Source organism: Streptomyces rubrogriseus (assembly GCF_027947575.1).
Classification (GTDB): Bacteria; Actinomycetota; Actinomycetes; order Streptomycetales; family Streptomycetaceae; genus Streptomyces; species Streptomyces rubrogriseus.
Window position 1 is genome coordinate 2,008,056 of sequence record NZ_CP116256.1, and the last position, 25,333, is coordinate 2,033,388.

The following is a 25,333-nucleotide window of genomic DNA, read 5'->3' on the forward strand; positions in this document are numbered from 1 at the left end:
CGGGCGCCCTCGGCGTATGCCGGGGCCGGGGTTCAGGACAGGGTGGGCCGCCGGGCCAGCGACAGCGTCCGCCGGGCCGTCGCCACCACCGCCGCGTCGATGAACCGGCCGTCCGGCAGCGCCTGCGCACCCGGCTGGACCGTGGCCGCCTTGACGATCGTCTCCGCCTCCTCCAGCTCCCGTTCGGTGGGCAGATAGGCCCGCTCGATGATCGGCAGCTGGCGCGGGTGGATCGCGGCCCGCCCCAGGAAGCCCAGGGCGCGGCCGTGGGCGCAGGACGCCGCCAGGCCCTCCAGGTCCCGGGTGTCCGGATGCACCGTCTGGGACGGCGGCGCCAGGCCCGCCGCCCGCGCGGCCACGACCACGCGCGAGCGCGACCAGTCCAGGCCCGCGTCCCCGCGCACGCCCAGGTCGGCACGGAGGTCCGCCTCACCGAGGGCGATCCCGCGCAGTGCCGGATGGGCCGCGGCGATCCGGTACGCCCGCTCCACCCCCAGGGCCGTCTCCAGCAGGGCGTACAGCGGCGGTCCGCCGGTCAGCGCGGCGACGCCGGTCACCTGCTCCGGCGACGTCACCTTGGGCAGCCGCAGCCCGGACAGCCCCGGCAGCGCGGCCAGCGCCGCCAGGTCCCCGGCGGCGAGCGGACCGTCCAGGGCGTTGACGCGGACGTGCACCGGCACCGGCTGCGGCTCGGTGAGCAGCTCGGCCGTGGCGTCGCGGGCGTACTCCTTGCGGTCGGCGGCGACCGCGTCCTCCAGGTCGATCACCACCACGTCGGCACCGGCGGCCAGCGCCTTGGCCACCACCGGGGGCCGGTCCCCCGGCACGTACAGCCAGGTCAGCGGGGGTGCGGTCATACGACGCCGTCCTCACGCAGCTCCTTGACGTCCGCCGGGGTGAGTCCCAGCCCGGTCAGCACCTCCTCGGTGTCGGCGCCGTGCGGGCGGCCCGCCCAGCGGATCGCGCCCGGGGTGGCGGAGAGCCGGAAGAGGACGTTCTGCATGCGCAGCGGGCCCAGCTCGGGATCGTCGACCGTGGTGACGGTGTCGAGGGCCTGGTACTGCGGGTCGGCCAGCACGTCCCGCACGTCCTGGACCGGTGCGATGGCCGCCTCGGCCTTCTCGAACGCCGCGAGCACGTCGGCGCGGGTGTGCCGGGCGATCCAGTCGCCGACCGCCGCGTCCAGCACGTCTGTGTGCCGGGCCCGGTCGGCGCCGGTCGCGAACCAGGGCTCGTCGATCAGCTCCGGGCGGCCCACCAGCCGCATCACCCGCTCGGCGACCGACTGGGCCGAGGTGGAGACGGCGACCCAGGTGCCGTCGGCGGTGCGGTAGGTGTTGCGCGGGGCGTTGTTCTGCGAGCGGTTGCCGGTGCGCGGCTGGACGTGGCCGAGCTGGTCGTACCAGAGGGGCTGCGGGCCCAGCACGGTCAGGATCGGCTCGATGATCGCCATGTCGACGACCTGGCCCTCGCCGGTGCGCTCCCGGGCGGCCAGCGCGGTCATCACGGCGTACGCCGTCGCCAGCGCCGCGATCGAGTCCGCGAGGCCGAACGGCGGCAGCGTCGGCGGCGCGTCGGGCTCGCCGGTCATCGCGGCGAAACCGCTCATGGCCTCGGCGAGGGTGCCGAAGCCGGGACGGCGCGCGTACGGTCCGAACTGGCCGAAGCCGGTGACCCGGGTGAGGACCAGGCGCGGGTTGACGGCGGACAGCTCGTCCCAGCCCAGGTCCCACTTCTCCAGGGTGCCCGGCCGGAAGTTCTCGACGACCACGTCGGCGGTGGCGGCGAGCCGGAGCAGGGTGGTGCGCCCGGCGGGTTTCGACAGGTCCAGGGTGATCGTGCGCTTGTTGCGGCCCAGCAGCTTCCACCACAGGCCCACCCCGTCCTTCGAGGGACCGTGTCCCCGGGAGGGGTCGGGCCGGGTGGGGTGCTCGACCTTGATCACCTCGGCGCCGAAGTCGCCGAGCATGGTGGCGGCGAGCGGTCCCGCGAAGAGCGTGGCGAGGTCGAGGACGCGCAGGCCGGTCAGGGGAGGGGAGACGGGGGCGGGGGCGGCGGGCTCGGGCATGGGCGGGTGGCCTCCCGGTGGGTGAGGTGGGCGAGGGTGTCGAAGCCGGTGCCGTCGAAGTCGCCGACGGAGGTGGCGAGGCGGTTCTTCAGCGGGGTCGTCCAGTGCTCGGGAAGCGCGGCGGGGGAACCGGCGAGCAGTCCGGCGACGCCGCCCACGGTGGCGCCGTTGGAGTCGGTGTCCCAGCCGCCGGAGACGACGCGGGAGACGGAGCCGGTGAAGTCTCCGTCCGCGTGGGTGAGCGCGGCGGCGATCAGGGCGGTGTTGGGGATCGCGTGCACCCAGTGGTGGGCCGGGGAGTGGACGGCGTGGAGCCGGTCCACGACCGTGTCGAAGTCGGCGTGCGCGCCCGCGAGCCGTACGGCGTGCCGGACGGCCCCGGCGAGGCGGGAACCGGGCGGGACGACCGCGAGTCCGGCGCGCAGACAGGCGTGGACGTCGGGTGCGTCGTCGGGGGCGGCGGTGGCGACGACGGCCGCCGCGAACATGGCCGCGTGGACGCCGTTGGCGGTGTGGCTGAGGGTCGCGTCGCGGTGCGTCTGCTCGGCGGCGGCGCCCGGGTCGCCGGGGTTGGTCCAGCCGTGCACGTCGGCGCGGATCAGGGCGCCGATCCACTCGCGGAAGGGGTTGCGGTGGCGGGCGGTGTGCGGGGGTTCGAGGCCGGTGAGGAGGTTGCGGAGGGCGACCCGTTCGGCGGTGAAGGTGCGGCCGGGCGGGAGTTCGTCGAGCCAGACGCGGGCCACGTCTCCGGTGGTGAAGGCTCTGCCGTGGCGCCGCAGGAGCAGGAGAGCGAGCAGCGGGTAGTTGAGGTCGTCGTCCTCCGGCATGCCGTCGATGTTCTCGGCGAGGGAGGTCGGCGCGGAGCGGCGGTTCCAGGGGTGTGCGGTGAGCAGGTCGCGGGGGACGCCCCGGGCGGTGAAGTACGCGGTCGGGGGCCAGTTGCCGGCGGCCCGGCCGAGCAGCCGGATACCGGTGAGGGGGAGCTTCTCGACGGGTTTGCCGAGGAGGCAGCCGGCGGCGCGGCCGAGCCAGGCGGCCTCCAGCCGGCCGGGCGACACACGGGCTGCGGGATGCGGGGCGGGCCAGTCGGGGCACAGTGCCCGGATCCGGTCGAGTTCCGTCGGCTCGGCCGCCGCCAGGGGACTGGGCAGGCCGGCCAGTTCGTCCAGCAGGTCTTCCGCCAGGCGGCGCAGGCGGGGGGAGGCGGGTCCGGGCGAGGCGCCCGCCCGGGCCGGTGCCTCGCCGCCGCCCGCCGCGCGCCAGCGGGCCGCGACCGCCGACGCGTCGCGGCCGTCCAGCCGTGCCTGGCGCAGCTCGTGGCCGACCAGGTCCTCGGGCTGGACCCAGGTCAGCCGGAGCATCCGGCGCCCCCGATCGCGGCGAACGCCTCCTGGTGGGCCCGGCGGCGCCGTACGTCCCGGGCGAAGACCTCGCGCGCGACCGCGGTGAGCACCGCCGCCGGTTCCCACAGGTCCAGGCGGCTGGCCTCCGCGACGGTCTTGGCCCAGTCCTCCGGGACCGGCGATCCCAGCGCCCCGGCCAGCGCGCCCGCCATGGTGGCGATGGAGTCGCAGTCGCGGCCGTAGTTGACCGCGCCGAGCACCGCGTGCCGGAAGTCGCCGCCGGCGACGAGCAGCATGCCGAGGGCGACGGGCAGTTCCTCGATCGCGTGCAGGCGCGAGGGGCGGCGGGCGCCGAGCGAGGGGGCGCGGTAGTCGGGTCCCACCGTGTCGTACGGGGCCACCGCCGCCCGCAGCGGTGCCAGCGCCGACTCGAAGTCCGGGTGGCGTGCGGCCACCTCGCACACGGCCTCGATCGCGGCCCGGGTGCCGTCCTTGGCCAGCGACAGACAGGCGGCGACCACCGAGTCCGGGGTCGCGCCGGGAGCGCAGGCCGCGGCCACCGCCGCCGCGAAGACTCCGGCCGCCTCCCGGCCGTACGACGACTGGTGCGCGCCCGCGACGTCCAGCGCCTCGGCGTAGGCGGCCGCGGGGTGGGCCGCGTTGACCAGGCCGACCGGGGCCATGTACATCGCGGCGCCGCAGTTGACGATGTTGCCGGTGCCGGCCTCGCGGGGGTCTACGTGTCCGTAGTGGATCCGTGCGACCAGCCATTTCTCCGCGAGGAAGATCCGCTGGAGCGGCAGGGCCTCGGCCTCCAGTTCCGGGATCCAGCGCGGGTTCGTGACCAGGTCCGGGACCAGGTGTTCGGCGACCGCGTAGGCGTCGAGGTGGTCGCGGACCGTGCCGTAGACCCGCACCAGCGCGTGCGTCATCAGGGTGTCGTCGGTGACGTGCCCGTCGCCCTTGTGGTACGGGGCGATGGGCCGGGCGGTGCGCCAGGCGTCGCCGTTCCAGGGACCGACGACGCCGTGGACGCGGCCGCCGTGGCGTTCGACGATCTGCTCGGGGGAGTAGCCCTCGACGGGACCGCCGAGCGCGTCGCCGACGGCCGCGCCGACGAGAGCGCCGGTGACGCGCTCGTCGAGGGATGCTGCGGTGCTGTGGTCCTGGGGCGGGGGAGTCATGGGGTGGTGCCTCGTCCTTCCGGTGGGGACGGTTGCGTGGCGTGCAGGAGACCGGCGAGTTCGACCAGGTCGGTGCCGGTGAGCCGGGGCAGTACGCAGCCGGGCAGGGTGCGGCAGGCGTCCCGCCAGGAGGCGGGGACCGACGCGCCGCCGCCGAGCGCGCCGGTGAGGGCGCCGGCCAGCGCGGGTGCGGAGTCCGCGACCCGGGACAGGCAGGCCGCCGCCGGGACGGCTTCCGCGAGGCGGCCCCGGGCGGCGACGGCCAGGGCGAGGGCGACCGGGACGGTCTCGGCGGCGGCGATGCCGTAGCTGTAGACGTGGTCGACGATGCGGTGCTCCAGGAGCGGGACCAGGGCGAAGGTGCTCTCGGCGGCCGCCGCGAGGGCCAGGGCCTGACGGGCGTTGCGGCCGATCTCCGTCGCCTCGGGGAGTTCGGCGAGCGCGGCCGCCACGCAGGCGTCCACGTCGGCGCCGTCGAGGGCGCGGGCCAGCGCCGCCGCCATGGCCCGCGCGCCGTGCACACCGTCGCCGTCCTGGGTGTAGCGGGCGTCGAACTCGGCGAGGTCGGCGGCGAGGCGCGGGGCGCCGGGGTGGGCGACGGCGAGGACGCAGGCCCGCACGCAGGCGGCGTCGTCGAAGTAGTGCGGGTTGTCGTGGCCGGTGGCGGGCGGACGCAGCCCGGCGGCGAGGTTGCCGAGCCCGGCCCGCACCGAGATGCGGGCGCGCAGCGGCAGCACCGCGGACTCGGCCTCCGGGGCGCGCTCCGTGGCGGCGGCGACCTCGCTGGCGACGGCGTTCCAGGTCAGGTCGATCGCGGCGCGCATCCGGCGGTCCCGGCTCAGGTCCCCGAGCACGCTGTCGTCGCCTGCCCGCAGGAGCGCCTCCGCGGCGAACGCCGCCCACTCGGCGTCGTCCGAGGGGCCGAGGCACAGCGGCTCCGGGGGCTGGTTCAGGGCGATCGGGACGGGGAGGGTGGTGGTCGCGTTCTGTTCGGCGAAGGTGTCCAGTTCGCGGGTGAGCCGCCGTGTCCACTCCGGCATGCGGGCGGCCCGGTGCCGGGCGGCCGGCCAGCCGGCGGCGTCCCCCGCGGCGAGCCCGAGGAGAAGCCCCTCGACCCGGTCGCAGAGCGGCACCCCATGCGACGCCGCGGCCGTGTCCGGCTCGCTCCCCGGCCGGTGCCCGCTCCCACCGGGCCCGCTCACCTCCGGCACACCGGGCCCTTCGACGTACGCCGTGACACCCGTCGCCCCGACCGCACCACGAGCCCGGCTCACGGCGCCACCTCCGCCGCGTGGGCGTCCGGGGCGGGTGCATGCGCGGCCGGGGCCGACGGCGGCCGACCGCCGCCGGGGTCGGTGTCGGCGGGCGGCCTGCCCGGGACGGGGCGTGCGGCCGCCCCGGGACCCCGCGTCACCCGTACCGGCGGCTCGGCCACCTCTGCCGGTGCCCGCCCGGCGGCCCCGGCACCCACGGCGCGCCGCGCGGCACGCGTCCCGTGTTCCGGGGTGCTCGTTCTGCGTCCGCGTCCGCTGCCGCTGCCGCTGCCGCTGCCGCTGCCGTTTCCGCTTCCGTGGACGACGCCGGCCCGGCGGCTCGTGGCAGGGGGTGCGTGCCGGGCGGCACGCGGTCCTGGTCGGACGCCACTCGCGTCGGGGTGCGGGGTGCTGGTTCCGTGTCCGGTGGTGCGGTTTCGGTGGTCGGCGGCGTTCGCTCCGGGTCGGGCGGTGACCGGTCCGGGTTTCGGGGGGACCGCTTCGTGGTGCCCCGTACCCGCTCCGAGGCCGGCGGCGCCGGGCGGGACGACCGGGTCAGCAGGTCCGCCACCTCCAGGACGTGGTGACCGGCCATCGTCGGCAGGCAGGAGCCGCGGGCCGGGCCGATGGCGCCGGCCCAGTCGGCCGGGATGGCGTGGACGCCGCGGGTCGCGCCGGCCAGGGCGCCTGCCACCGCGGCGGTGGTGTCGGCGTCGCGGCCCATGTTGACGGCCGTCAGCACGGAGTCCGCGAAGTCGCCGTCGGCCGCCGCGTACGCGCCGAAGGCGAGGGCGACCGCCTCGGGGGCCAGGTCGGTCCACGGGTAGCCGCCGATGACCACCGCGGAGCGCACCGCGCGCTCGCCGCGGTGGGCCGCCGTCAGCGCGCGGCGCAGACAGCGCGCCGTCCAGGAGTCGTCCGGGACGACGGCCAGTGCGGAGGCCACCACCGCGACGGTCGACGCCCCGGCCATCGCCGCCGCGACGCCCGCCGCCACCGCCTGGCCGCCGTAGATGCCCTCGCCCTCGTGGCTGACCGAGCCGTCGATCGCCGCCAGCCGGGCCGCCTCGGCGGGCCGTCCGGCCGCGAACACGCCGTGCGGCGCGGCCCGCATGGCCAGTCCGTCGCTCCAGGCGTGCCGGTGCTGGGCGGAGATGGGGGCGGCCAGGCCCCGGCGCAGGTTCTCCAGGGTGCCGCGTTCGCTGAAGCCCGCGCCCCGGAACGGGCCCTCCTCCCGGTCCGCGATCCACTCGTGCCACGCCGCCTCCACATGGGCCTGGGTGAGCGCGCCGCCGTGGCGGGCCAGCAGCAGGCCCGAGAAGATCGCGTACTCGGTGTCGTCGGTACCGGCGGGCCGGTCGGCCACGTAGCCCGTGATGCGGCCCCAGCGGGCGCGGATCTCGGAGGGCTTCATGTTCTCGGCCGGCGCTCCGAGGGCGTCCCCGACGGCCAGGCCGAGCAGCGCGCCCCGGGCCCGGTCGCGGAGCCCGACGGCGTCCTGCGGCGCGGGGGCCGGGGGAATGCAGGCGGTGGATGCCATGCGGCCTCTCCTCTCCCTCCGCACATCTGTCCCCGGTGCGGCGCGCACCGCAGCCGAACCGGGGCCGGTGTCACCCGGTCGACATATGAGCGGACAAGATCACGGATGAGTACGGAGAGGTAAAACCCCAGGTAAGCCCAGCCTTTCCTTGCTGGCGGAGCGGAAATGATCGGCGTAGATTGGGTGTTGTTAAAAAGTGGAATGAGTCCAAACTAGCTTCCGGGGGAACCCTCATGGCCATCATCGAGACCGAGGCGCCGCTGCACGAGGCGCACCGCGACAACCACACCCACCGCGACGTGAACGGCGGCTGGCTGCGCCCCGCCGTGTTCGGCGCGATGGACGGGCTGGTCTCCAACCTCGCCCTCATGACCGGCGTCGCCGGCGGTACGGCGAGCCAGCAGACCGTGGTGATCAGCGGGCTCGCCGGACTGGCCGCCGGCGCCTTCTCCATGGCCGCCGGCGAGTACACCTCCGTCGCCTCCCAGCGCGAGCTGGTCGAGGCCGAGCTGGACGTGGAGCGCCGCGAGCTGCGCAAGCACCCGGCGGACGAGGAGGCCGAGCTGGCCGCGCTCTACGAGGCGCGCGGCGTCGAGCCGGAGCTGGCCCGCGAGGTGGCCCGTCAGCTGTCCAGCGATCCCGAGCAGGCGCTGGAGATACACGCCCGCGAGGAGCTGGGCATCGACCCCTCCGACCTGCCCTCGCCGACCGTCGCCGCCGTGTCCTCGTTCGGCTCCTTCGCGCTGGGCGCCCTGCTCCCCGTCCTGCCGTTCCTGCTCGGCGCCAGTGCGCTGTGGCCCGCGGTGCTGCTCGCGCTGGCCGGGCTGTTCCTGTGCGGCGCGGTGGTCGCCAAGGTCACGGCCCGCAGCTGGTGGTACAGCGGCCTGCGGCAGCTCGCCCTCGGTGGCGCGGCGGCCGGTGTGACGTATCTCCTGGGCAGCCTGTTCGGAACGGCCGTAGGATAGTCCGGCTCGAACTTATGCGGAGGGCCGCATAAGTAGCCGTTACTCGCTGGTTTCGAGTGCGTAATCTCCGGGCATGAGCCGTAAGCGCTGCGGGCAACGAAGCCTGCCGTGCACGCGCGGAGCGGGCGACGACGCTCCTTCCGCTCCCTCGGACCGACGGACATCGATCTGTTCGCCTCGGTCTCCATAGCTTCCACCGCAGGTGCGGAACCCCCACCGCACCCTGCCGGTGTCCGCATGCTGGAACGGATTGTCCCGTTTACCGAGAACCAATCCATCATGTAACCTGCACCAAATTTTTCAGCCACTGATGCACCCACCGCAGAGGGCCAACGTCGTCCCTCGGCACTTGCCACATGCCAGATGACGACGACGGGAGAGCCGATGCGTACGCCGCGCCAGCCGTCCCAGCACTCCGTGAGTGGCCAGAACTGGTCCTTCATGGATGCTCGCCCTGCCGCGCAGGGTATGTACGACCCCCGCAACGAACACGACGCGTGCGGCGTCGGTTTCGTCGCCACCCTCACCGGCGAGGCGTCCCACACCCTGGTCGACCAGGCGCTCACCGTGCTGCGCAACCTGGAACACCGCGGCGCCACCGGCTCCGAGCCCGACTCGGGCGACGGCGCCGGCATCCTCTCCCAGGTGCCCGACGCGTTCTTCCGCGAGGTGGCCGGATTCGAGCTGCCGGAGGCCGGGGCGTACGCCGTCGGCATCGCCTTCCTGCCGGTCGACGGCACCGAGGACGCCGTCTCGCGCATCGAGACGATCGCGCACGAGGAGGGCCTCACCGTCCTCGGCTGGCGCGAGGTCCCGGTCGCCCCGCAGATGCTGGGCGCGACCGCCCGCTCCACGATGCCGGTCTTCCGTCAGATCTTCGTGAGCGACGGCGCCTCGCGGGGCATCGCCCTGGACCGGCACGCCTTCGCGCTGCGCAAGCGCGCCGAGCGCGAGGCCGGTGTCTACTTCCCGTCGCTGTCCGCGCGGACCATCGTCTACAAGGGCATGCTGACCACCGGCCAGCTGGAGCCGTTCTTCCCGGACCTGTCCGACCGCCGGTTCGCCTCCGCGATCGCGCTCGTGCACTCCCGGTTCTCCACCAACACCTTCCCGTCGTGGCCGCTCGCCCACCCGTACCGCTTCGTCGCGCACAACGGCGAGATCAACACGGTCAAGGGCAACCGCAACTGGATGCGCGCCCGCGAGTCCCAGCTGGCCTCGAACCTGTTCGGCTCGTCCGCGGACCTGGAGCGGATCTTCCCGATCTGTACGCCGGACGCCTCGGACTCCGCCTCCTTCGACGAGGTCCTGGAGCTGCTCCACCTCGGTGGGCGCTCGCTGCCGCACTCGGTGCTGATGATGATCCCCGAGGCGTGGGAGAACCACGCCTCCATGGACGCGGACCGGCGCGCCTTCTACCAGTTCCACTCCACGATGATGGAGCCCTGGGACGGCCCCGCCTGCGTCACCTTCACCGACGGCACCCAGGTCGGCGCGGTCCTCGACCGCAACGGTCTGCGCCCCGGCCGCTACTGGGTCACCGACGACGGCCTCGTCGTCCTCGGCTCCGAGGTCGGCGTCCTCGACATCGACCCCGCCAAGGTCGTCCGCAAGGGCCGCCTCCAGCCCGGCCGCATGTTCCTCGTGGACACCGCCGAGCACCGCATCATCGAGGACGACGAGATCAAGGCCCAGCTCGCCGGCGAGCAGCCGTACGGCGAGTGGGTGGAAGCCGGCGAGATCGAGCTGTCCGACCTGCCCGAGCGCGAGCACATCGTGCACACCCACGCCTCGGTCACCCGCCGCCAGCAGACCTTCGGGTACACCGAGGAGGAGCTGCGCGTCATCCTCGCGCCGATGGCCAAGGCGGGCGCCGAGCCGATCGGCTCCATGGGCACCGACTCGCCGATCGCCGCGCTCTCCGAGCGGCCCCGGCTGCTCTTCGACTACTTCACCCAGCTCTTCGCCCAGGTCACCAACCCGCCGCTGGACGCCATCCGCGAGGAACTGGTCACCTCGCTGCGCTCCTCGCTCGGCCCGCAGGGCAACCTGCTGGACCCGACGGCCGCCTCGTGCCGCAGCGTCCTGCTGCCGTTCCCGGTGATCGACAACGACGAGCTGGCCAAGCTCATCCACATCAACGCCGACGGCGACATGCCCGGCTTCAAGGCCGCGACGCTCTCCGGTCTCTACCGGGTGCACGGCGGCGGCGACGCGCTGGCCGCGCGCATCGAGGAGATCTGCGCCGAGGCCGACGCCGCCATCGAGAACGGCGCCCGGCTGATCGTCCTGTCCGACCGCCACTCGGACGCCGAGCACGCGCCGATCCCCTCGCTGCTGCTCACCGCCGCGGTCCACCACCACCTCATCCGCACCAAGCAGCGCACCGAGGTGGGCCTGCTGGTCGAGGCCGGTGACGTCCGCGAGGTCCACCACGTCGCCCTGCTCATCGGCTTCGGCGCCGCCGCGGTCAACCCGTACCTCGCGATGGAGTCCGTCGAGGACCTGGTCCGGGCCGGCACCTTCCTGCAGACCGACGACGGCGAGCCCGAGCAGGCCATCCGCAACCTGATCTACGCGCTCGGCAAGGGCGTCCTCAAGGTCATGTCCAAGATGGGCATCTCCACCGTCGCCTCCTACCGCGGCGCCCAGGTCTTCGAGGCCGTCGGCCTCGACGAGGAGTTCGTCGCCAAGTACTTCAACGGCACCGCCACCAAGATCGGCGGCGTCGGCATCGACGTCGTCGCCAAGGAGGTCGCCGCCCGCCACGCCAAGGCCTACCCGGCCAGCGGCATCGCGCCGGCCCACCGCGCCCTGGACATCGGCGGCGAGTACCAGTGGCGCCGCGAGGGCGAGCCGCACCTGTTCGACCCCGAGACGGTCTTCCGCCTCCAGCACTCCACGCGCTCCGGCACGTACGACATCTTCAAGAAGTACACCGAGCGGGTGAACGAGCAGTCCGAGCGGCTGATGACGCTGCGCGGCCTGTTCGGCTTCAAGTCGGACCGGCAGCCGATCCCCCTCGACGAGGTCGAGCCCGTCTCCGAGATCGTCAAGCGCTTCTCCACCGGCGCCATGTCGTACGGCTCCATCTCCCAGGAGGCGCACGAGACCCTCGCCATCGCCATGAACCAGCTGGGCGGCAAGTCCAACACCGGTGAGGGCGGCGAGGACCCGGAGCGCCTGTACGACCCGGCGCGCCGGTCCAGCATCAAGCAGGTCGCCTCCGGCCGCTTCGGCGTCACCAGCGAGTACCTGGTCAACGCGGACGACATCCAGATCAAGATGGCCCAGGGCGCCAAGCCCGGCGAGGGCGGCCAGCTGCCCGGCCACAAGGTGTACCCCTGGGTCGCCAAGACCCGGCACAGCACCCCCGGTGTCGGCCTGATCTCCCCGCCGCCGCACCACGACATCTACTCCATCGAGGACCTGGCCCAGCTGATCCACGACCTGAAGAACGCGAACCCGCAGGCTCGGATCCACGTCAAGCTGGTCTCCGAGGTCGGCGTCGGCACGGTCGCGGCGGGCGTGTCCAAGGCGCACGCGGACGTGGTGCTGATCTCCGGCCACGACGGCGGCACCGGTGCCTCCCCGCTCACGTCGCTCAAGCACGCGGGCGGCCCCTGGGAGCTGGGCCTCGCCGAGACCCAGCAGACCCTGCTGCTCAACGGCCTGCGCGACCGCATCGTCGTCCAGACCGACGGCCAGCTCAAGACCGGCCGCGACGTCGTCATCGCCGCGCTGCTGGGCGCCGAGGAGTTCGGTTTCGCCACCGCGCCGCTCGTCGTCTCCGGCTGCGTCATGATGCGCGTCTGCCACCTGGACACCTGCCCGGTCGGCATCGCCACCCAGAACCCGGTCCTCAGGGAGCGCTTCTCCGGCAAGGCCGAGTACATCGTGAACTTCTTCCGGTTCATCGCCGAGGAGGTCCGCGAGATCCTCGCCGAGCTGGGCTACCGCTCCATCGAGGAGGCCGTCGGCCACGCCGAGACCCTCGACGTGACCCGCGCGGTCGACCACTGGAAGGCGCAGGGCCTCGACCTCGAGCCGCTGTTCCACGTGCCCGCGCTGGCCGAGGGCGCGGTGCGCCACCAGGCCGTCGTCCAGGACCACGGCCTGGAGAAGGCGCTGGACAACCAGCTGATCAAGCTGGCCTCCGACGCGCTGGCCGCCGCGGACGCCACCCAGGCCGCCCCCGTGCGCGCCCAGGTCGCGATCCGCAACATCAACCGCACGGTCGGCACCATGCTCGGCCACGAGGTCACCAAGAAGTTCGGCGGCGGCGGACTGCCCGACGACACCGTCGACATCACCTTCACCGGCTCCGCCGGCCAGTCCTTCGGCGCCTTCGTGCCGCGCGGCATCACGCTGCGCCTGGAGGGCGACGCCAACGACTACGTCGGCAAGGGCCTGTCCGGCGGCCGGATCGTCGTCCGCCCCGACCGGGGCGCCGACCACCTCGCCGAGTACTCCACCATCGCCGGCAACACCATCGGCTACGGCGCCACCGGCGGCGAGATGTTCCTGCGCGGCAAGGTCGGCGAGCGCTTCTGCGTCCGCAACTCCGGCGCGCTGGTCGTCTCCGAGGGCGTCGGCGACCACGGCTGCGAGTACATGACCGGCGGCCACGCGGTGGTCCTCGGCGAGACCGGGCGCAACTTCGCGGCCGGCATGTCCGGCGGCATCGCCTACGTCGTCGACCTCGACCGCGACAACGTGAACGTCGGAAACGTCGACGCGGTCCAGGCCCTGGACGACGCCGACAAGGACTGGCTGCACGACGTGGTGCGCCGCCACGCCGAGGAGACCGGGTCCACGGTCGCGGGCAAGCTGCTCGCCGACTGGCCCGCCGCCGTGGAGCGCTTCAGCAAGATCATCCCCAGCACGTACCAGGCAGTGCTCGCCGCCAAGGACGCCGCCGAGCGAGCCGGTCTCTCCGAGACCGAGACCACCGAGAAGATGATGGAGGCGGCGACCAATGGCTGATCCCAAGGGCTTTCTCAACCACGGGCGCGAGGTCGCCAGGACCCGTCCCGTCGACGAGCGCGTCAAGGACTGGAACGAGGTCTACGTTCCCGGCTCCCTGCTGCCGATCATCAGCAAGCAGGCCAGCCGCTGCATGGACTGCGGCATCCCGTTCTGCCACAACGGCTGCCCGCTCGGGAACCTGATCCCCGAGTGGAACGACTACGCCTACCGCGAGGACTGGTCGGCGGCGTCCGAGCGCCTGCACGCCACCAACAACTTCCCGGAGTTCACCGGCCGCCTGTGCCCGGCCCCGTGCGAGTCGGCGTGCGTGCTCGGCATCAACCAGCCGCCGGTCACCATCAAGAACGTCGAGGTCTCCATCATCGACAAGGCGTGGGAGACCGGGGACGTCGCCCCGCGCATCCCCGAGCGCCTGTCCGGCAAGACCGTCGCCGTCATCGGCTCTGGCCCGGCGGGCCTGGCCGCCGCCCAGCAGCTCACCCGGGCCGGTCACACCGTCGCCGTCTACGAGCGCGCGGACCGCGTCGGAGGCCTCCTCCGGTACGGCATCCCCGAGTTCAAGATGGAGAAGCGGCACATCAACCGCCGCATAGAGCAGATGCGCGCCGAGGGCACCCGCTTCCGCACCGGCGTCGAGATCGGCCGCGACCTCAAGGCGACCGACCTGAAGAAGCGCTACGACGCCGTCGTCATCGCCGCCGGCTCCACCACCGCCCGCGACCTGCCGGTCCCCGGCCGCGAGCTGAACGGCATCCACCAGGCGATGGAGTACCTGCCGCTGGCCAACAAGGTCCAGGAGGGCGACTACGTGGCGCCCCCCATCACGGCCGAGGGCAAGCACGTCGTCGTCATCGGCGGCGGCGACACCGGCGCCGACTGCGTGGGCACCGCCCACCGCCAGGGCGCGGCCTCCGTCACCCAGCTGGAGATCATGCCCCGGCCGGGCGAGGAGCGGGACGCGGTGCGCCAGCCGTGGCCGACCTTCCCGATGCTCTACAAGGTCACCAGCGCCCACGAGGAGGGCGGCGAGCGGGTCTACGCCGTCTCCACCACCCACTTCGAGGGCGACGAGGACGGCAACGTCCAGTGGCTGCACATGAGCGAGGTCGAGTTCGTCGACGGGAAGCTCACGTCGAAGCCGGGCACCGAGCGGAAGATCCCGGCCCAGCTGGTCACCCTCGCCATGGGCTTCACCGGCACCGACAAGGAGAACGGTCTGGTCGACCAGTTCGGCCTGGAGCTCGACGAACGGGGTAACATCGCCCGGGACGCCGACTTCCAGACCAACGTGCCGGGTGTGTTCGTCGCCGGTGACGCCGGCCGCGGCCAGTCGCTCATCGTCTGGGCGATCGCCGAGGGCCGCTCGGCCGCGCGCGGCGCCGACCGCTTCCTGACCGGGGCCAGCGACCTGCCGGCCCCGATCCGCCCGACGGACCGCGCCCTCGCGGTCTGACGGACGGGAAACCGTCCCGACGGGCGGACGACCGTCCTGACGGACGGAACAACCGAAGAACGTCCCGCACAAAGGCGTGCGGAACACTGATGGCGCCTGCCCCGTCCCCGACCGGACCATGGGCAGGCGCTGTCGCATGCTCAGGGCACCCGGTAGGTGTCCCCGTACATCTCCCACACCAGCGGCGTCGCCAGCTTCAGGTTCCCGGCCGTCAGGAACCGGCGCTGGGCCGTGTCGACGCGGGAGGTGTCGATGCCCGGCCGCTTGGCCTCCATGGCCTGCTTGCGGACGTCCAGGAAGGTCGCCAGGTAGGCCTTCTCGGAGCCGCCCTGCCCCGGCGTCCTCGCCTCGGCCATGGCCCGCTCGCGCAGCCCGTAGAAGCCCTCGGCGTCGGTGTCGGGGCCGTGGAAGACCATCGCGTCGTAGTAGACGAACTGGCCCAGCGTGCCCAGGCCGTCCAGCTTGGCCAGGCGCACCGCCGGTTCGAAGTAGACCCGGTCGCGCTCCTCCTCCTGCGCCGCGCGGAACGCCGGGACCTCGGCCTCCGCCTGCCAGGCCGCCGTGAAGCCCGGGTCCAGGCCCTCGTGCGAGTCGCTGCCGTCCACCTCGCGCAGGGCGGGCAGGTACTTCGCCAGTCCGTTGTCCGGGTGGTCCTCGGTGTAGCGCTCGACCAGCATGAGCAGGTCGTGGGTGCCGGTGCAGAAGCCGATGATGCCCGCGGTGTACCCGTCGCCGTCGCCCACGTCCTGGATGCTGCCGTAGGCGGTGCGCCACTTCGTGGTCGAGTTCTCGGCGCTGGACACGAGCTGCTGGGCCAGCTCCTTCTCGGCCGGTGCGGCGAGCCCCGGCGGCAGGTCGGCGACGAGCGCGTCGTCCGCCTCCCGCTCCTGCTCGGCCCGGTCCTTGGCGTCGTCGCGGGTCGACCGGGCGGTGGCCGAGGACGACGCGGAGGCGGCCGCGGTGTCCGCCGGGTCCGCCGAGTCGTCCGGCACGGCGAAGTACACGCCCGCGGCGATCACGGGAAGCGCCCCGAGGAGCAGCACTCCGGCACGTTTCATTGGGGGACACCTCTCATAGGGGAACACTTCCGCCGGTCAGTTCCGACACCTTCACCGCCGCCGTCACCGCGAGCAGCACCACCAGCGCGGCACCCGCGCCGGCCTGCACCGCCACCCGGCGCCCGTCCCGGGGCGCGTACGCGTAGGCCAGGGCCAGCGCGCCGCCCACCAGCAGGCCGCCGAGATGACCCTGCCACGAGGTGAACCAGGCGGACACCACCAGCCACAGCAGCAGCCCGGCCATGAAGCGGTTGACCCGCCCCATCCCGGCGCCGAGCCTGCGGTGCAGCACGTAGTACGCGGCCCCCACGCCGAAGACCGCACCGGACGCGCCGACCGAGGCCTGCCAGGGATCGGCGAGGACCAGTTCCAGTACGGAACCGCCGAGCGCCGACAGCAGGTACAGGACGGCGAAGCGGGTCCGGCCGAGCATCAGCTCCACCACCCGCCCCAACTGCCACAGCACGACCATGTTCATCGTGATGTGCAGAAGTCCGAACGTGCCCTCGAAGGGCGACTGGTGCAGGAACGCGCCGGTGAGCATCCGCTCCCACTCGCCCCCGGCGACCCCCTCCACCCGCAGCGGTCCGGAGCCGAGGACCAGGCCGTCGCCGATCAGGGGAGTGCCGTCCGGAGCGACCAGCCGCGAACCCACCATGGCGAACCGGTCCACGAGCTCCGGCCGCACCAGCTCCGCCAGGTACGCCAGCACGTTCAGCGCGAACAGCACGTACGTCACCACGGGCGTCGTCGAGATCCGGCCCCCGGCGATGGTCCTGGCCCGCCGGACCGACCGCGCCCCTTCCCGCACGCACTCGGGGCACTGGTGGCCGACGGGCGCCTCGCGCATGCAGTCGGGGCAGATGTACCGCTCGCAGCGGGTGCAGCGTACGTGGCACTCCACCGCGGGATGGCGGTAGCAGGTGGTGGCGGTGGACTCGGAATCCACGGGGCCGGCTCCTCGGGGACGGGGCGGACGGTGAGCCGGTGGGGACGGCGGCGAACAAAATAGCGAATGCCGGGGGACCGGCCGAGCGGCGGGGGTACGCCGTGCCGTAGCCTCGGCACCCGGATGCCGCAGGGCAGGGGTGACGGGGGAGTCCGCATGGCCGCGATCAGTCTCACCAAGGTGCGGGAGACGGCGCCCGCGCTGGTCGATCTGTACAAGACCGCCGGGGTGTCGCTCACCAAGCACGGCATGGAGGGGACCCGGGCCGCGGTCTACCTCGTCGTCGACTACTCCGGCTCCATGAAGCCGTACTACAAGGACGGCAGCGTGCAGGCGCTCGCCGACCGGGTGCTGAGCCTGTCCGCCCACCTCGACGACGACGGCACCGTGCCGGTGGTGTTCTTCTCCACCGACGTCGACGCCGTCACCGAGATCGCGCTCGCCGACCACCAGGGCCGGATCGAGCGGATCGTGGCCGGGCTCGGGCACATGGGCAAGACCAGCTACCACCTGGCCATGGACGCCGTCATCGACCACTACCTGGACAGCGGCGCCCGCCATCCCGCCCTGGTCGTCTTCCAGACCGACGGCGGCCCGATCAACCGGCTCGCCGCCGAGCGGTACCTGTGCAAGGCAGCGCCGCTGCCGCTGTTCTGGCAGTTCGTCGGCTTCGGCGACCCGGACAGCCGCCAGTTCGAGTACCTGCGCAAGCTGGACGAACTCGCGGTGCCCGGCAAGCGGGTGATCGACAACGCCGGGTTCTTCCACGCGGGCCGCGACCCGCGCAAGGTGACCGACGCCGAGCTGTACGACCGGCTGGTGGGCGAGTTCCCGCAGTGGCTGGCGGCCGCACGCGCCCAGGGGATCGTGCGGCCCTCCTGAAGGCGCCCGGGCGCGGCGGTCAGTGCCGCAGGGAGAAGCCCAGCACGACCCGGGCGGACACCTCCACCGCACCCGGAGCCAGCGCGCCGGGCGGGCCGCCGCCCGCGGAGGCACGGAACGCGGCGACGGGCTCCGACTCCACGTCCTGGATGTGCAGTACCGGCCCCAGCCGCGCGTCCGCCGCCTCCGCGTACACCTGGGCCTTGCGGCGGGCCGCCGCCACCGCCCTGCGCCGAGCCTCGTCGAGCAGCGCCGGCCGGTCGCGCACGTCGAACTCCACGCCGTCGATCCGGTGCGCGCCCGCGTCGACCACGTCCGCGATCAGCCGCTCGAGGTCGTCCAGCGCCCCGGTCTCCACCGAGTACGAGGCCTGGCACCGGTACCCGAGCAGCGTCCGGCCACGGGCGTGACCGTCGTACTCCGAGCTGAGGCCCAGCCGGGAGCCCGACACCGAGGCGTCCGGCACGCCGTGCCGCCGCAGCACCTCCCGCAGCCGGACCACGGCCTCCCCGGCCCGCTGGAAGGCCTGCTCCGGCGACGGTTCCAGCACGTCCACCGCCGGCCGCACCCGAGCGAGCGACGGCTCGGCCCGCACCGTGCCCGAGCCGAACACGCTGATGCCCCACGGTTCTTCGATGGCCTGTGTCATAAGGGCATTGAAGCAGCGGCCCCGCCCCCCGCGCGGCGACTTACGTGTCGCACTCCAGCACCGTCCGGCACAGCCCGCACCGCGCCCGGACCCGCCCCCGCACCGGCACCCTGATCCGCTGGTGGCAGGTCGGGCAGGGGAACGACACCCGGAGCTGTCCGGGCGGCTGAGCGGTGAAGGAGTAGGGGTCGCCGGCCGCCGCAGCCCCGGCGGCGTGCGGGTCCTGCGCGTGCCGGCGGTCCCGGGCGTAGCGGCGCTAGCCCGCCCAGCCGGCCGCGGTCAGCGGCGGCTGCTGCCCGTCCCGGCGCGCCCGGGCCAGGCCCTTGCCGTACGCCGTGTAGGCCTGCGGGCTGGTGAACCACACCGACGGGTCCTCGCCGAACACCAGCGCCCGCTTGGCCAGGACGTAGCCGAACTCCTCCGGGGTCAGGTACCCCAGCTTCTGCGAGGTCGCCGCGTCCTCCCGGTAGGCGTCGAGGAGCAGCCAGCCGGCGCCCAGGTACGTCGTCGCCGTGTCGGTGAGGATCTCGTTGTCCCGGGTGGCGGGGAAGGCCAGGTCGAGGCGGTGCAGGTACACGTGCATCACCTCGTGCGCGAGGGCCGCGCCGATGTCCCGGCGATGGGTGCGGAAGCGGTCGTTCAGCTCGATGAAGTACTCCGGGCCCGCCGTGAGTTCCACGTTCGCCGCGTGGGTCATCTCGCGGAAGGAGACGATCACGCGGGCGTCGGGCAGCCGGTAGTGCCGCACCAGTTCGTGGGCCACCCGCTGCGTACCCAGGTACAGGTCGTCCGTGTCGCAGAACGCCACGTCCACCGGGGCCACACTGGCCGAGAACGTCCGTACGGTGTCGTACGACAACCGCCGGTACAGCGCCGTGACCGCCGCCCGCACCGTCTCCAGGTGCGGGAACCCGTGCTCGACCGGTCCGCCGTTCGCCACGTCCGACCCCCAAGACGCCTGAACCTGCCTCCTGAACCCTGCCCCCACTGTACGAGCCGCACGAGGACCGTACGGCGTTCAGCGCCTGAGACGGTCTGCGACGACCGGGCCCCCGCCCGTAGGGTGTGCGCCCATGACCACCAGCAACACCGGCACCGGTGCCGTCGAACCCGCCGTCCGCGAGGAGCTGGCCCGGCTGCGGGACAGCATCGACAACATCGACGCGGCCGTCGTCCACATGCTCGCCGAGCGCTTCAAGTGCACCCAGCAGGTCGGCCACCTCAAAGCCCGCCACCAGCTGCCGCCCGCCGATCCGGCCCGCGAGGCCCAGCAGATCGCCCGGCTGCGCACCCTCGCCGAGAGCGCCAAGCTCGACCCGGCGTTCGCCGAGAAGTTCCTGAACTTCATCGTCGCCGAGGTGATCCACCACCACGAGCGCATCGCGGAGGGCAACGCCGCCGGCGGCGCACCGGCCACCGACTGAAACCGGGTGCGCCCCCGCCCACGGGGGCGCACGCCGGGGGAGTGCGACGGCCGGCGCGGCGGACCGGACATACCGCGCGTACCGAACCGCCTCTGTGCCCTGCCCACCGCATCAGGCAGCATGTCGTGCATGTCCGTACTGACGCGCGACGAAGCGCAGACCCGTTCCCGGCTCCTCGACGTCCACCACTACGCGATCGACCTCGATCTGACCCGTGGGGACGAGACCTTCGACTCCCGGACCGTGATCCGGTTCACCGTCCGCGGCGACACGGCCGGCACGGACACGTTCGTCGAGGTCAAGCCCGCGGAGCTGCGCGCCGTCACGCTGGACGGACAGCCCCTGGACCCGGCCGCGCTCGACGAGAACCGGCTGGCGCTGAAGAACCTCGCACCCGGCAAGCACGAGCTGCGCGTCGACGCCGCCATGCGGTACTCCCGCACCGGCGAGGGCATGCACCGCTTCACCGACCCCAGCGACGGCGAGACCTACGTCTACACCCAGCTCTTCCTGGACGACGTCCAGCGCATCTACGCCGCCTTCGACCAGCCCGACCTCAAGGCCGTCTTCGACGTCGCCGTGACCGCCCCCGAGGGCTGGACCGTCCTCGCCAACGGCGTCACCGAGCACACCGGCGACGGCCGCTGGCGGGCCGCCACCACCCCACCGATCTCCACCTACCTCGTCGCCGTCGCCGCCGGCCCCTGGCACTCCGTGCGCACCGAGCACCGCGGCCTGCCCTTCGGCATCCACTGCCGCCGCTCGCTCGCCCCGCACCTGGACGCCGACGCCGGCGAACTCCTCGACGTCACCCGCGCGTGCTTCGACCGGTACCACGAGAAGTTCGACGAGCCCTACCCCTTCGACTCCTACGACCAGGCGTTCGTCCCCGAGTTCAACGCCGGCGCGATGGAGAACCCCGGCCTGGTCACCTTCCGCGACGAGTTCGTCTTCCGGTCCGCCGTCACCGACACCCAGCGCCAGACCCGCGCCATGGTCATCGCCCACGAGATGGCCCACATGTGGTTCGGCGACCTCGTCACCCTGCGCTGGTGGGACGACATCTGGCTGAACGAGTCCTTCGCCGAGTACATGGGCTACCAGACCACCGCCGAGGCCACCCGCTTCACCGACACCTGGACCGACTTCGGCGTCACCCGCAAGGCCTGGGGCTACGACGCCGACCAGCGCCCCTCCACCCACCCCGTGGCCCCCGAGGACGTCCAGGACACCGCCTCCGCCCTCCTCAACTTCGACGGCATCTCCTACGCCAAGGGCGCCTCCGCCCTGCGCCAGCTCGTCGCCTGGCTCGGCGAGAAGGACTTCCTGGCCGGCATCAACATCCACTTCGAGCGGCACAAGTTCGCCAACGCCTCCCTCGCCGACTTCATCGACTCCCTGGCCGCCGCCACCGACCGCGACGTCCACGCCTGGGCCGACGCCTGGCTGCGCACCACCGGCGTCGACACCCTCGTCCCGAGCGTCACCGGCGACAACGGCAGCCGCACCCTCACCGTCCGGCACACCGGCGAGCGCCCCCACCGCATCGCCGTCGGGCTCTACGACCAGGACCCGGGCGACGAGGGCCTCCTCACCCCGCGCGAACGCCTCGACATCGACGTCCCCCAGGCCGAGCCCCGGCCCATCGGCAAGCTCCCCGCCCTGGTGGTGCTCAACGACGGCGACCTGAGCTACGCCAAGGTCCGCTTCGACCCCGACTCCTTCCGGGCCGTCCGCGAGAGCCTGTCCGGCCTGCCCGACCCGCTCACCCGGGCCGTCGTCTGGAACGCCCTCAGGGACGCCGTCCGCGACGGCGAACTCCCCGCCGCCACCTACCTCGACATCGCCCGCACCCACCTCCCGCACGAGAGCGACCTCGCGCTCGTCGACGGCGTCCTCGCCTTCGCCGCCGGCCAGGTGGCCGACCGCTACGTCACCCCCGAGCAGCGGCCCGCCGCCCTGCACACCCTCGCCGACCTCTGCCGCGACCTCATCCGCCGCACCGAGGACGGCGACCACCCCGGGCTGCGCCTGATCGCCGTACGGCACCGCATCGCGACGGCCGCCCACCCCGACACCATCGCCGCCTGGCTCGCCGACGGCACCGTCCCCGGCGGACCCGAACTCGACCCCGAGCTGCGCTGGCGCATCCTCACCCGGCTCGCCGTCCTCGGCGCCACCGACGAGGCCGCCATCGCCGCCGAGCTGGCGAACGACCCGAGCGCCACCGGCCAGGAGGGCGCCGCCCGCTGCCGCGCCGCGCTGCCGGACACCGAGGCCAAGGCCCGCGCCTGGGAGGCCATGTTCGCCTCCGACGACCTCTCCAACTACCTGTTCACCGCCACCGCCCAGGGCTTCTGGCAGCCCGAACAGGCCGAGCTGGTCAGGGACTACGTACCGCGCTACTACCCCGAAGCCGTCGCGCTCGCCGCCCGCCGCGGGCCCGCCATGGCCGACGCCGCCGGCCGCTGGGCCTTCCCCGCCCACGCCGTCGACGCCGACACCCTGCGCCTGGGCCGGGAGTGCCTCGCCGACGCCGATCCGATCCCCGCCCTGCGCCGCAAGCTCACCGACCAGCTCGACGACCTGGCGCGCGCCCTGCGGGTGCGGGAGGCGAACACGGACTGACCCGGCCGCGGCCGGTCCCCACGCGCGCGGCGCGGCGGGACCGGCCGTGTCCCCGGTGGAGAGCCGCCGGGATACCCCTTTCGGGTTGTGATCACTGAGCTGTCCGGGCGTACGCGCCCTTCCGCGTGGAAGCTGGAACCCCAGCTCCCCGTGCCCGGAGGACAGCTCATGGGCATGCCGCCCCTCGCCTCGGGCCCGCACGGCGCCGACGCCCTGCGGCCCCTGCTCGACACCGTGCTCGACGCCCTGCGCGCCGGCACGGCCGCACGCGGCGGCCCGCTGCCCGTCGGCGGCCCCGGCGCCGTCGCCGCCCGGGTGGCGGACGCGGTCGGCGACATCCTGCCCGAGAGGGGCGACCCCGAGGCCCTCCGTGTCCTGGTCACCGCGCTGGCCGAGGGCGCCGCCGACCCGGCCCACCCCCTGTGCGCGGCCCACCTGCACACCCCGCCGCTCGCCGTCGCGGCCGCCGCCGACCTCGCCGCGAGCGTCCTCAACCCCTCCCTCGACTCCTGGGACCAGGCACCCGCCGCCTCCGCGCTGGAAGCCCTCGTCACCCGCGCCCTCGCCCGCGAGACCGGCGCCGCCGACGCCCTCGTCACCACCGGCGGCACCGAGTCCAACCAGCTCGCCGTCCTGCTCGCCCGCGAGACGCACGGCGCGGGCCTGCGGCTGGTCCACGGGGCGGGCGCCCACCACTCGCTGCCCCGCGCCGCCTGGCTGCTCGGCCTGCCCGAGCCGGTCGTCGTCCCCGCCCCCGCCGGCACCCTCGACCCCGCCGCCCTGGACGAGGCTCTCACCCAGGTCCCCGGCCCGCACCTCGTCGCCGCCACCGCGGGCACCACCGACGCCGGGCTCATCGACCCGCTGCCCGAGATCGCCGACCGCTGCGCCGCCCACGGCGCCCGCCTCCACGTCGACGCCGCCTACGGCGCGGGCCTCCTGTTCAGCGACCGGCACCGGGCCCGGCTGGCGGGACTGGAGGCGGCCGACACCGTCGCCCTGGACCTGCACAAGCTGGGCTGGCAGCCGATCCCCGCCGGCCTCCTCACCGTCACGGACGCCGACGACCTCGCCGCCCTCCACCACCGCGCCGACTACCTCAACGCCGACGACGACACCGACGCGGGCCTCCCCGACCTCCTCGGGCGCTCCCCGCGCACCAGCCGCCGCCCCGACGTCCTGAAGACCGCCGTCACCCTCAAGACCCTGGGGCGCGCCGGACTGGGCGCCCTCGTCGACGCGGTCTGCTCGCTCGCCCAGGAGTTCGCCGGGCTGGTCGAGACCCGCCCCGGGTTCGAACTGCACGCCCCGCCCACCATCAGCACGGTCCTGTTCCGGCCCGCCGCAGCGACCGACGACGCCGTCGCCGCCGTGCGCCGCGCGCTGCTCACCACCGGCCGCGCCGTACTCGGCCGGGCCCGCGCCGACGGGCGGCTCTGGCTCAAGGCGACCCTGCTGAACCCCCACACCCGCCCAGACGACCTCGCAGCACTCCTGACACTCGTGGAAGGACACGTCCCGCGATGAACACCCCCGCGCCCCACACCCCCGACGCCCGCCGCGACCTCGTCGGCATCGGCATCGGCCCCTTCAACCTCTCCCTCGCGGCCCTCGCCGACCCCCTCACCGGCCTCGACGCCGTCTTCTACGACCAGCGCCCCGACTTCCGCTGGCACCCCGGCCTGCTCATCGACGGCGTACGCGTCCAGGTGCCCTTCCTCGCCGACCTGGTCACCCTCGTCGACCCGGCGAGCCCCTGGACCTTCCTCAACCACCTCAGGGCCCGAGAACGCCTCTTCCCGTTCTACTTCGCCGAGCGCTTCCACATCGAGCGCGCCGAGTACGACGCCTACTGCCGCTGGGTCGCCGAGAACCTGCCCGCCCTGCGCTTCCACCACCAGGTCGACGCGGTGCGCTGGAACCCCGAACGGGACCTCTTCGAGGTCGACTACACCCAGCTCGACGCCGACGGGGAGGCCGAGGCCCTCGGCCGGACGTACACCAGGAACGTCGTCCTCGGCGTCGGCACCGAGCCGCACGTCCCCGACCCGCTCAGACCCCTCGTCGAGGACCCCGCAGTCCCCGTCGTCCACGCCGCCGACTACCTCCGGCACCGCGACACGCTCCTGGCCGCCGGACACGTCACCGTCATCGGCACCGGCCAGTCCGGCGCGGAGGTCTTCCTGGACCTGCTCCGCCACCGCCCCGCAGGGCGCGAGCGGCTGCACTGGCTGGGCCGCACCGAGGCCCTCGCGCCCATGGAGTACTCCAAGCTCGGCCTGGAGCACTTCACCCCCGACTACACCCGCTACTTCCACGGCCTGGCCGAACCGGTCCGCGACCGCCTCGTCGCCGCCCAGTGGCAGCTGCACAAGGGCATCGACGCCGACACCACCGCCGCCATCCACGACGAGCTGTACCGGCGCACCCTCGACGGCGGCTGGCCCGACACCACCCTCACCCCCGGCGTGCACGTCCGCACCGCGGGACGCATCGCCGCCACCCAGGTCGAACTCCACCTGGAGCACGAGCAGCAGAAGACCCGCTCGCGCCTCACCACCGACGCCGTCGTCCTCGCCACCGGCCACCGGGAACGCCCGCTGGGCCGGCTCCTCGCCGGGCTCGACCCCTACATGCGGCGCGACAGCTCCGAACGCCCCCGCGTCGACGACCGCCACCGCCTCGTCCTCGACCCGTCCGTCACCGGCTCCGTCTACGTCCAGAACGCCGAGACGCACACCCACGGGGTCGGCACGCCCGACCTGGGCCTAGCCGCCTGGCGCAGCGCGACCATCCTCAACGACCTCACCGGGCGGGAGCCGTACCCGCTGCCCGCCCGCACCGCCTTCACCACCTTCGGCCTGGACGGCGGCCTGCCCCAGATCCCGTCGGCGCGCCACCACCGGGCGCTCACCCCCCTGGTGGACGGGGTCTAGGGCCGCCTCGGG

Annotated in this window: 17 protein-coding genes and 1 pseudogene; 8 read left to right on the forward strand and 10 right to left on the reverse strand. The window is 73.8% G+C overall.

All coding sequences use genetic code 11. From position 1 onward, the window contains the following. Positions 1–32: 32 nt before the first annotated feature. From Sru02f_RS08790 to Sru02f_RS08815, 6 genes are all read right to left on the reverse strand, one after another. Positions 33–857 (reverse strand): HpcH/HpaI aldolase/citrate lyase family protein, encoded by an 825-nt coding sequence (locus tag Sru02f_RS08790; protein ID WP_109031870.1) that lies wholly within the window; start codon positions 855–857, stop codon positions 33–35. Next, positions 854–2,068 carry a CaiB/BaiF CoA transferase family protein gene (locus Sru02f_RS08795; RefSeq protein ID WP_109031871.1) on the reverse strand — a complete coding sequence of 405 codons (1,215 nt, stop codon included), beginning with the start codon at positions 2,066–2,068 and terminating at the stop codon, positions 854–856. The genes Sru02f_RS08790 and Sru02f_RS08795 overlap by 4 nt, the downstream gene beginning before the upstream one ends. Next, on the reverse strand, positions 2,026–3,429 hold the full coding sequence (locus tag Sru02f_RS08800; RefSeq protein ID WP_109031872.1) for an ADP-ribosylglycohydrolase family protein: 1,404 nt from the start codon (positions 3,427–3,429) through the stop codon (positions 2,026–2,028). Before Sru02f_RS08800 ends, Sru02f_RS08795 begins: the two co-directional genes overlap by 43 nt. Further along, positions 3,417–4,595 (reverse strand): ADP-ribosylglycohydrolase family protein, encoded by a 1,179-nt coding sequence (locus Sru02f_RS08805; RefSeq protein ID WP_109031873.1) that lies wholly within the window; start codon positions 4,593–4,595, stop codon positions 3,417–3,419. Before Sru02f_RS08805 ends, Sru02f_RS08800 begins: the two co-directional genes overlap by 13 nt. After that, on the reverse strand, positions 4,592–5,869 hold the full coding sequence (locus tag Sru02f_RS08810; protein ID WP_109031874.1) for an ADP-ribosylglycohydrolase family protein: 1,278 nt from the start codon (positions 5,867–5,869) through the stop codon (positions 4,592–4,594). Before Sru02f_RS08810 ends, Sru02f_RS08805 begins: the two co-directional genes overlap by 4 nt. Positions 5,870–6,005: 136 nt before the next feature. Continuing rightward, on the reverse strand, positions 6,006–7,388 hold the full coding sequence (locus tag Sru02f_RS08815; RefSeq protein ID WP_373103426.1) for an ADP-ribosylglycohydrolase family protein: 1,383 nt from the start codon (positions 7,386–7,388) through the stop codon (positions 6,006–6,008). 233 nt (positions 7,389–7,621) lie between these two features. Between Sru02f_RS08815 and Sru02f_RS08820 the strand changes: the two genes are divergently transcribed. The 3 genes from Sru02f_RS08820 (at position 7,622) to Sru02f_RS08830 (ending at position 14,795) form a co-directional block, all read left to right on the forward strand. Then, a complete protein-coding gene (locus tag Sru02f_RS08820) occupies positions 7,622–8,353 on the forward strand; it encodes a VIT1/CCC1 transporter family protein (RefSeq protein WP_109031876.1) in 732 nt (243 codons plus the stop codon). A gap of 441 nt (positions 8,354–8,794) precedes the next feature. Continuing rightward, complete coding sequence (gene gltB / locus Sru02f_RS08825) at positions 8,795–13,339, forward strand: glutamate synthase large subunit (RefSeq protein WP_109032108.1); 4,545 nt, start codon at positions 8,795–8,797, stop codon at positions 13,337–13,339. Continuing rightward, positions 13,332–14,795, forward strand: coding sequence for a glutamate synthase subunit beta (locus Sru02f_RS08830; protein ID WP_109031877.1), 1,464 nt, complete (start codon positions 13,332–13,334; stop codon positions 14,793–14,795). Before gltB ends, Sru02f_RS08830 begins: the two co-directional genes overlap by 8 nt. 140 nt (positions 14,796–14,935) lie before the next feature. Here the strand turns inward: Sru02f_RS08830 and Sru02f_RS08835 are convergent, their stop codons facing one another. Then, complete coding sequence (locus Sru02f_RS08835) at positions 14,936–15,853, reverse strand: chitosanase (protein WP_109031878.1); 918 nt, start codon at positions 15,851–15,853, stop codon at positions 14,936–14,938. A gap of 13 nt (positions 15,854–15,866) precedes the next feature. Beyond that, the gene (locus Sru02f_RS08840) at positions 15,867–16,802 is read right to left on the reverse strand and encodes a rhomboid family intramembrane serine protease (RefSeq protein WP_109031879.1); all 936 of its coding nucleotides are present in this window, start codon (positions 16,800–16,802) and stop codon (positions 15,867–15,869) included. 156 nt (positions 16,803–16,958) lie between these two features. Between Sru02f_RS08840 and Sru02f_RS08845 the strand changes: the two genes are divergently transcribed. Next, positions 16,959–17,684 carry a vWA domain-containing protein gene (locus tag Sru02f_RS08845; RefSeq protein ID WP_174855071.1) on the forward strand — a complete coding sequence of 242 codons (726 nt, stop codon included), beginning with the start codon at positions 16,959–16,961 and terminating at the stop codon, positions 17,682–17,684. A gap of 19 nt (positions 17,685–17,703) precedes the next feature. On the opposite strand, the gene Sru02f_RS08850 is transcribed toward Sru02f_RS08845, so the two are convergent. Both Sru02f_RS08850 and Sru02f_RS08855 read right to left on the reverse strand, forming a co-directional pair. After that, a complete protein-coding gene (locus tag Sru02f_RS08850) occupies positions 17,704–18,333 on the reverse strand; it encodes an SIMPL domain-containing protein (RefSeq protein WP_167469523.1) in 630 nt (209 codons plus the stop codon). Positions 18,334–18,373: 40 nt separating this feature from the next. Next, a pseudogene (locus tag Sru02f_RS08855) lies at positions 18,374–19,273 on the reverse strand (hypothetical protein). A gap of 133 nt (positions 19,274–19,406) precedes the next feature. Here Sru02f_RS08855 and Sru02f_RS08860 point away from each other — a divergent pair. The 4 genes from Sru02f_RS08860 to Sru02f_RS08875 all read left to right on the forward strand — a co-directional run bounded on the left by Sru02f_RS08860 (position 19,407) and on the right by Sru02f_RS08875 (position 25,321). Beyond that, complete coding sequence (locus Sru02f_RS08860) at positions 19,407–19,757, forward strand: chorismate mutase (RefSeq protein WP_109031883.1); 351 nt, start codon at positions 19,407–19,409, stop codon at positions 19,755–19,757. A gap of 129 nt (positions 19,758–19,886) precedes the next feature. Continuing rightward, positions 19,887–22,385 carry an aminopeptidase N gene (pepN, locus tag Sru02f_RS08865; protein WP_167469524.1) on the forward strand — a complete coding sequence of 833 codons (2,499 nt, stop codon included), beginning with the start codon at positions 19,887–19,889 and terminating at the stop codon, positions 22,383–22,385. A 168-nt stretch (positions 22,386–22,553) separates the two neighbouring features. Then, positions 22,554–23,912, forward strand: a complete 1,359-nt coding sequence (locus Sru02f_RS08870; protein WP_109031885.1) for a pyridoxal phosphate-dependent decarboxylase family protein — start codon at positions 22,554–22,556, stop codon at positions 23,910–23,912. Next, positions 23,909–25,321, forward strand: a complete 1,413-nt coding sequence (locus tag Sru02f_RS08875; protein ID WP_109031886.1) for a lysine N(6)-hydroxylase/L-ornithine N(5)-oxygenase family protein — start codon at positions 23,909–23,911, stop codon at positions 25,319–25,321. Before Sru02f_RS08870 ends, Sru02f_RS08875 begins: the two co-directional genes overlap by 4 nt. The last annotated feature ends 12 nt before the right edge of the window (positions 25,322–25,333 follow it).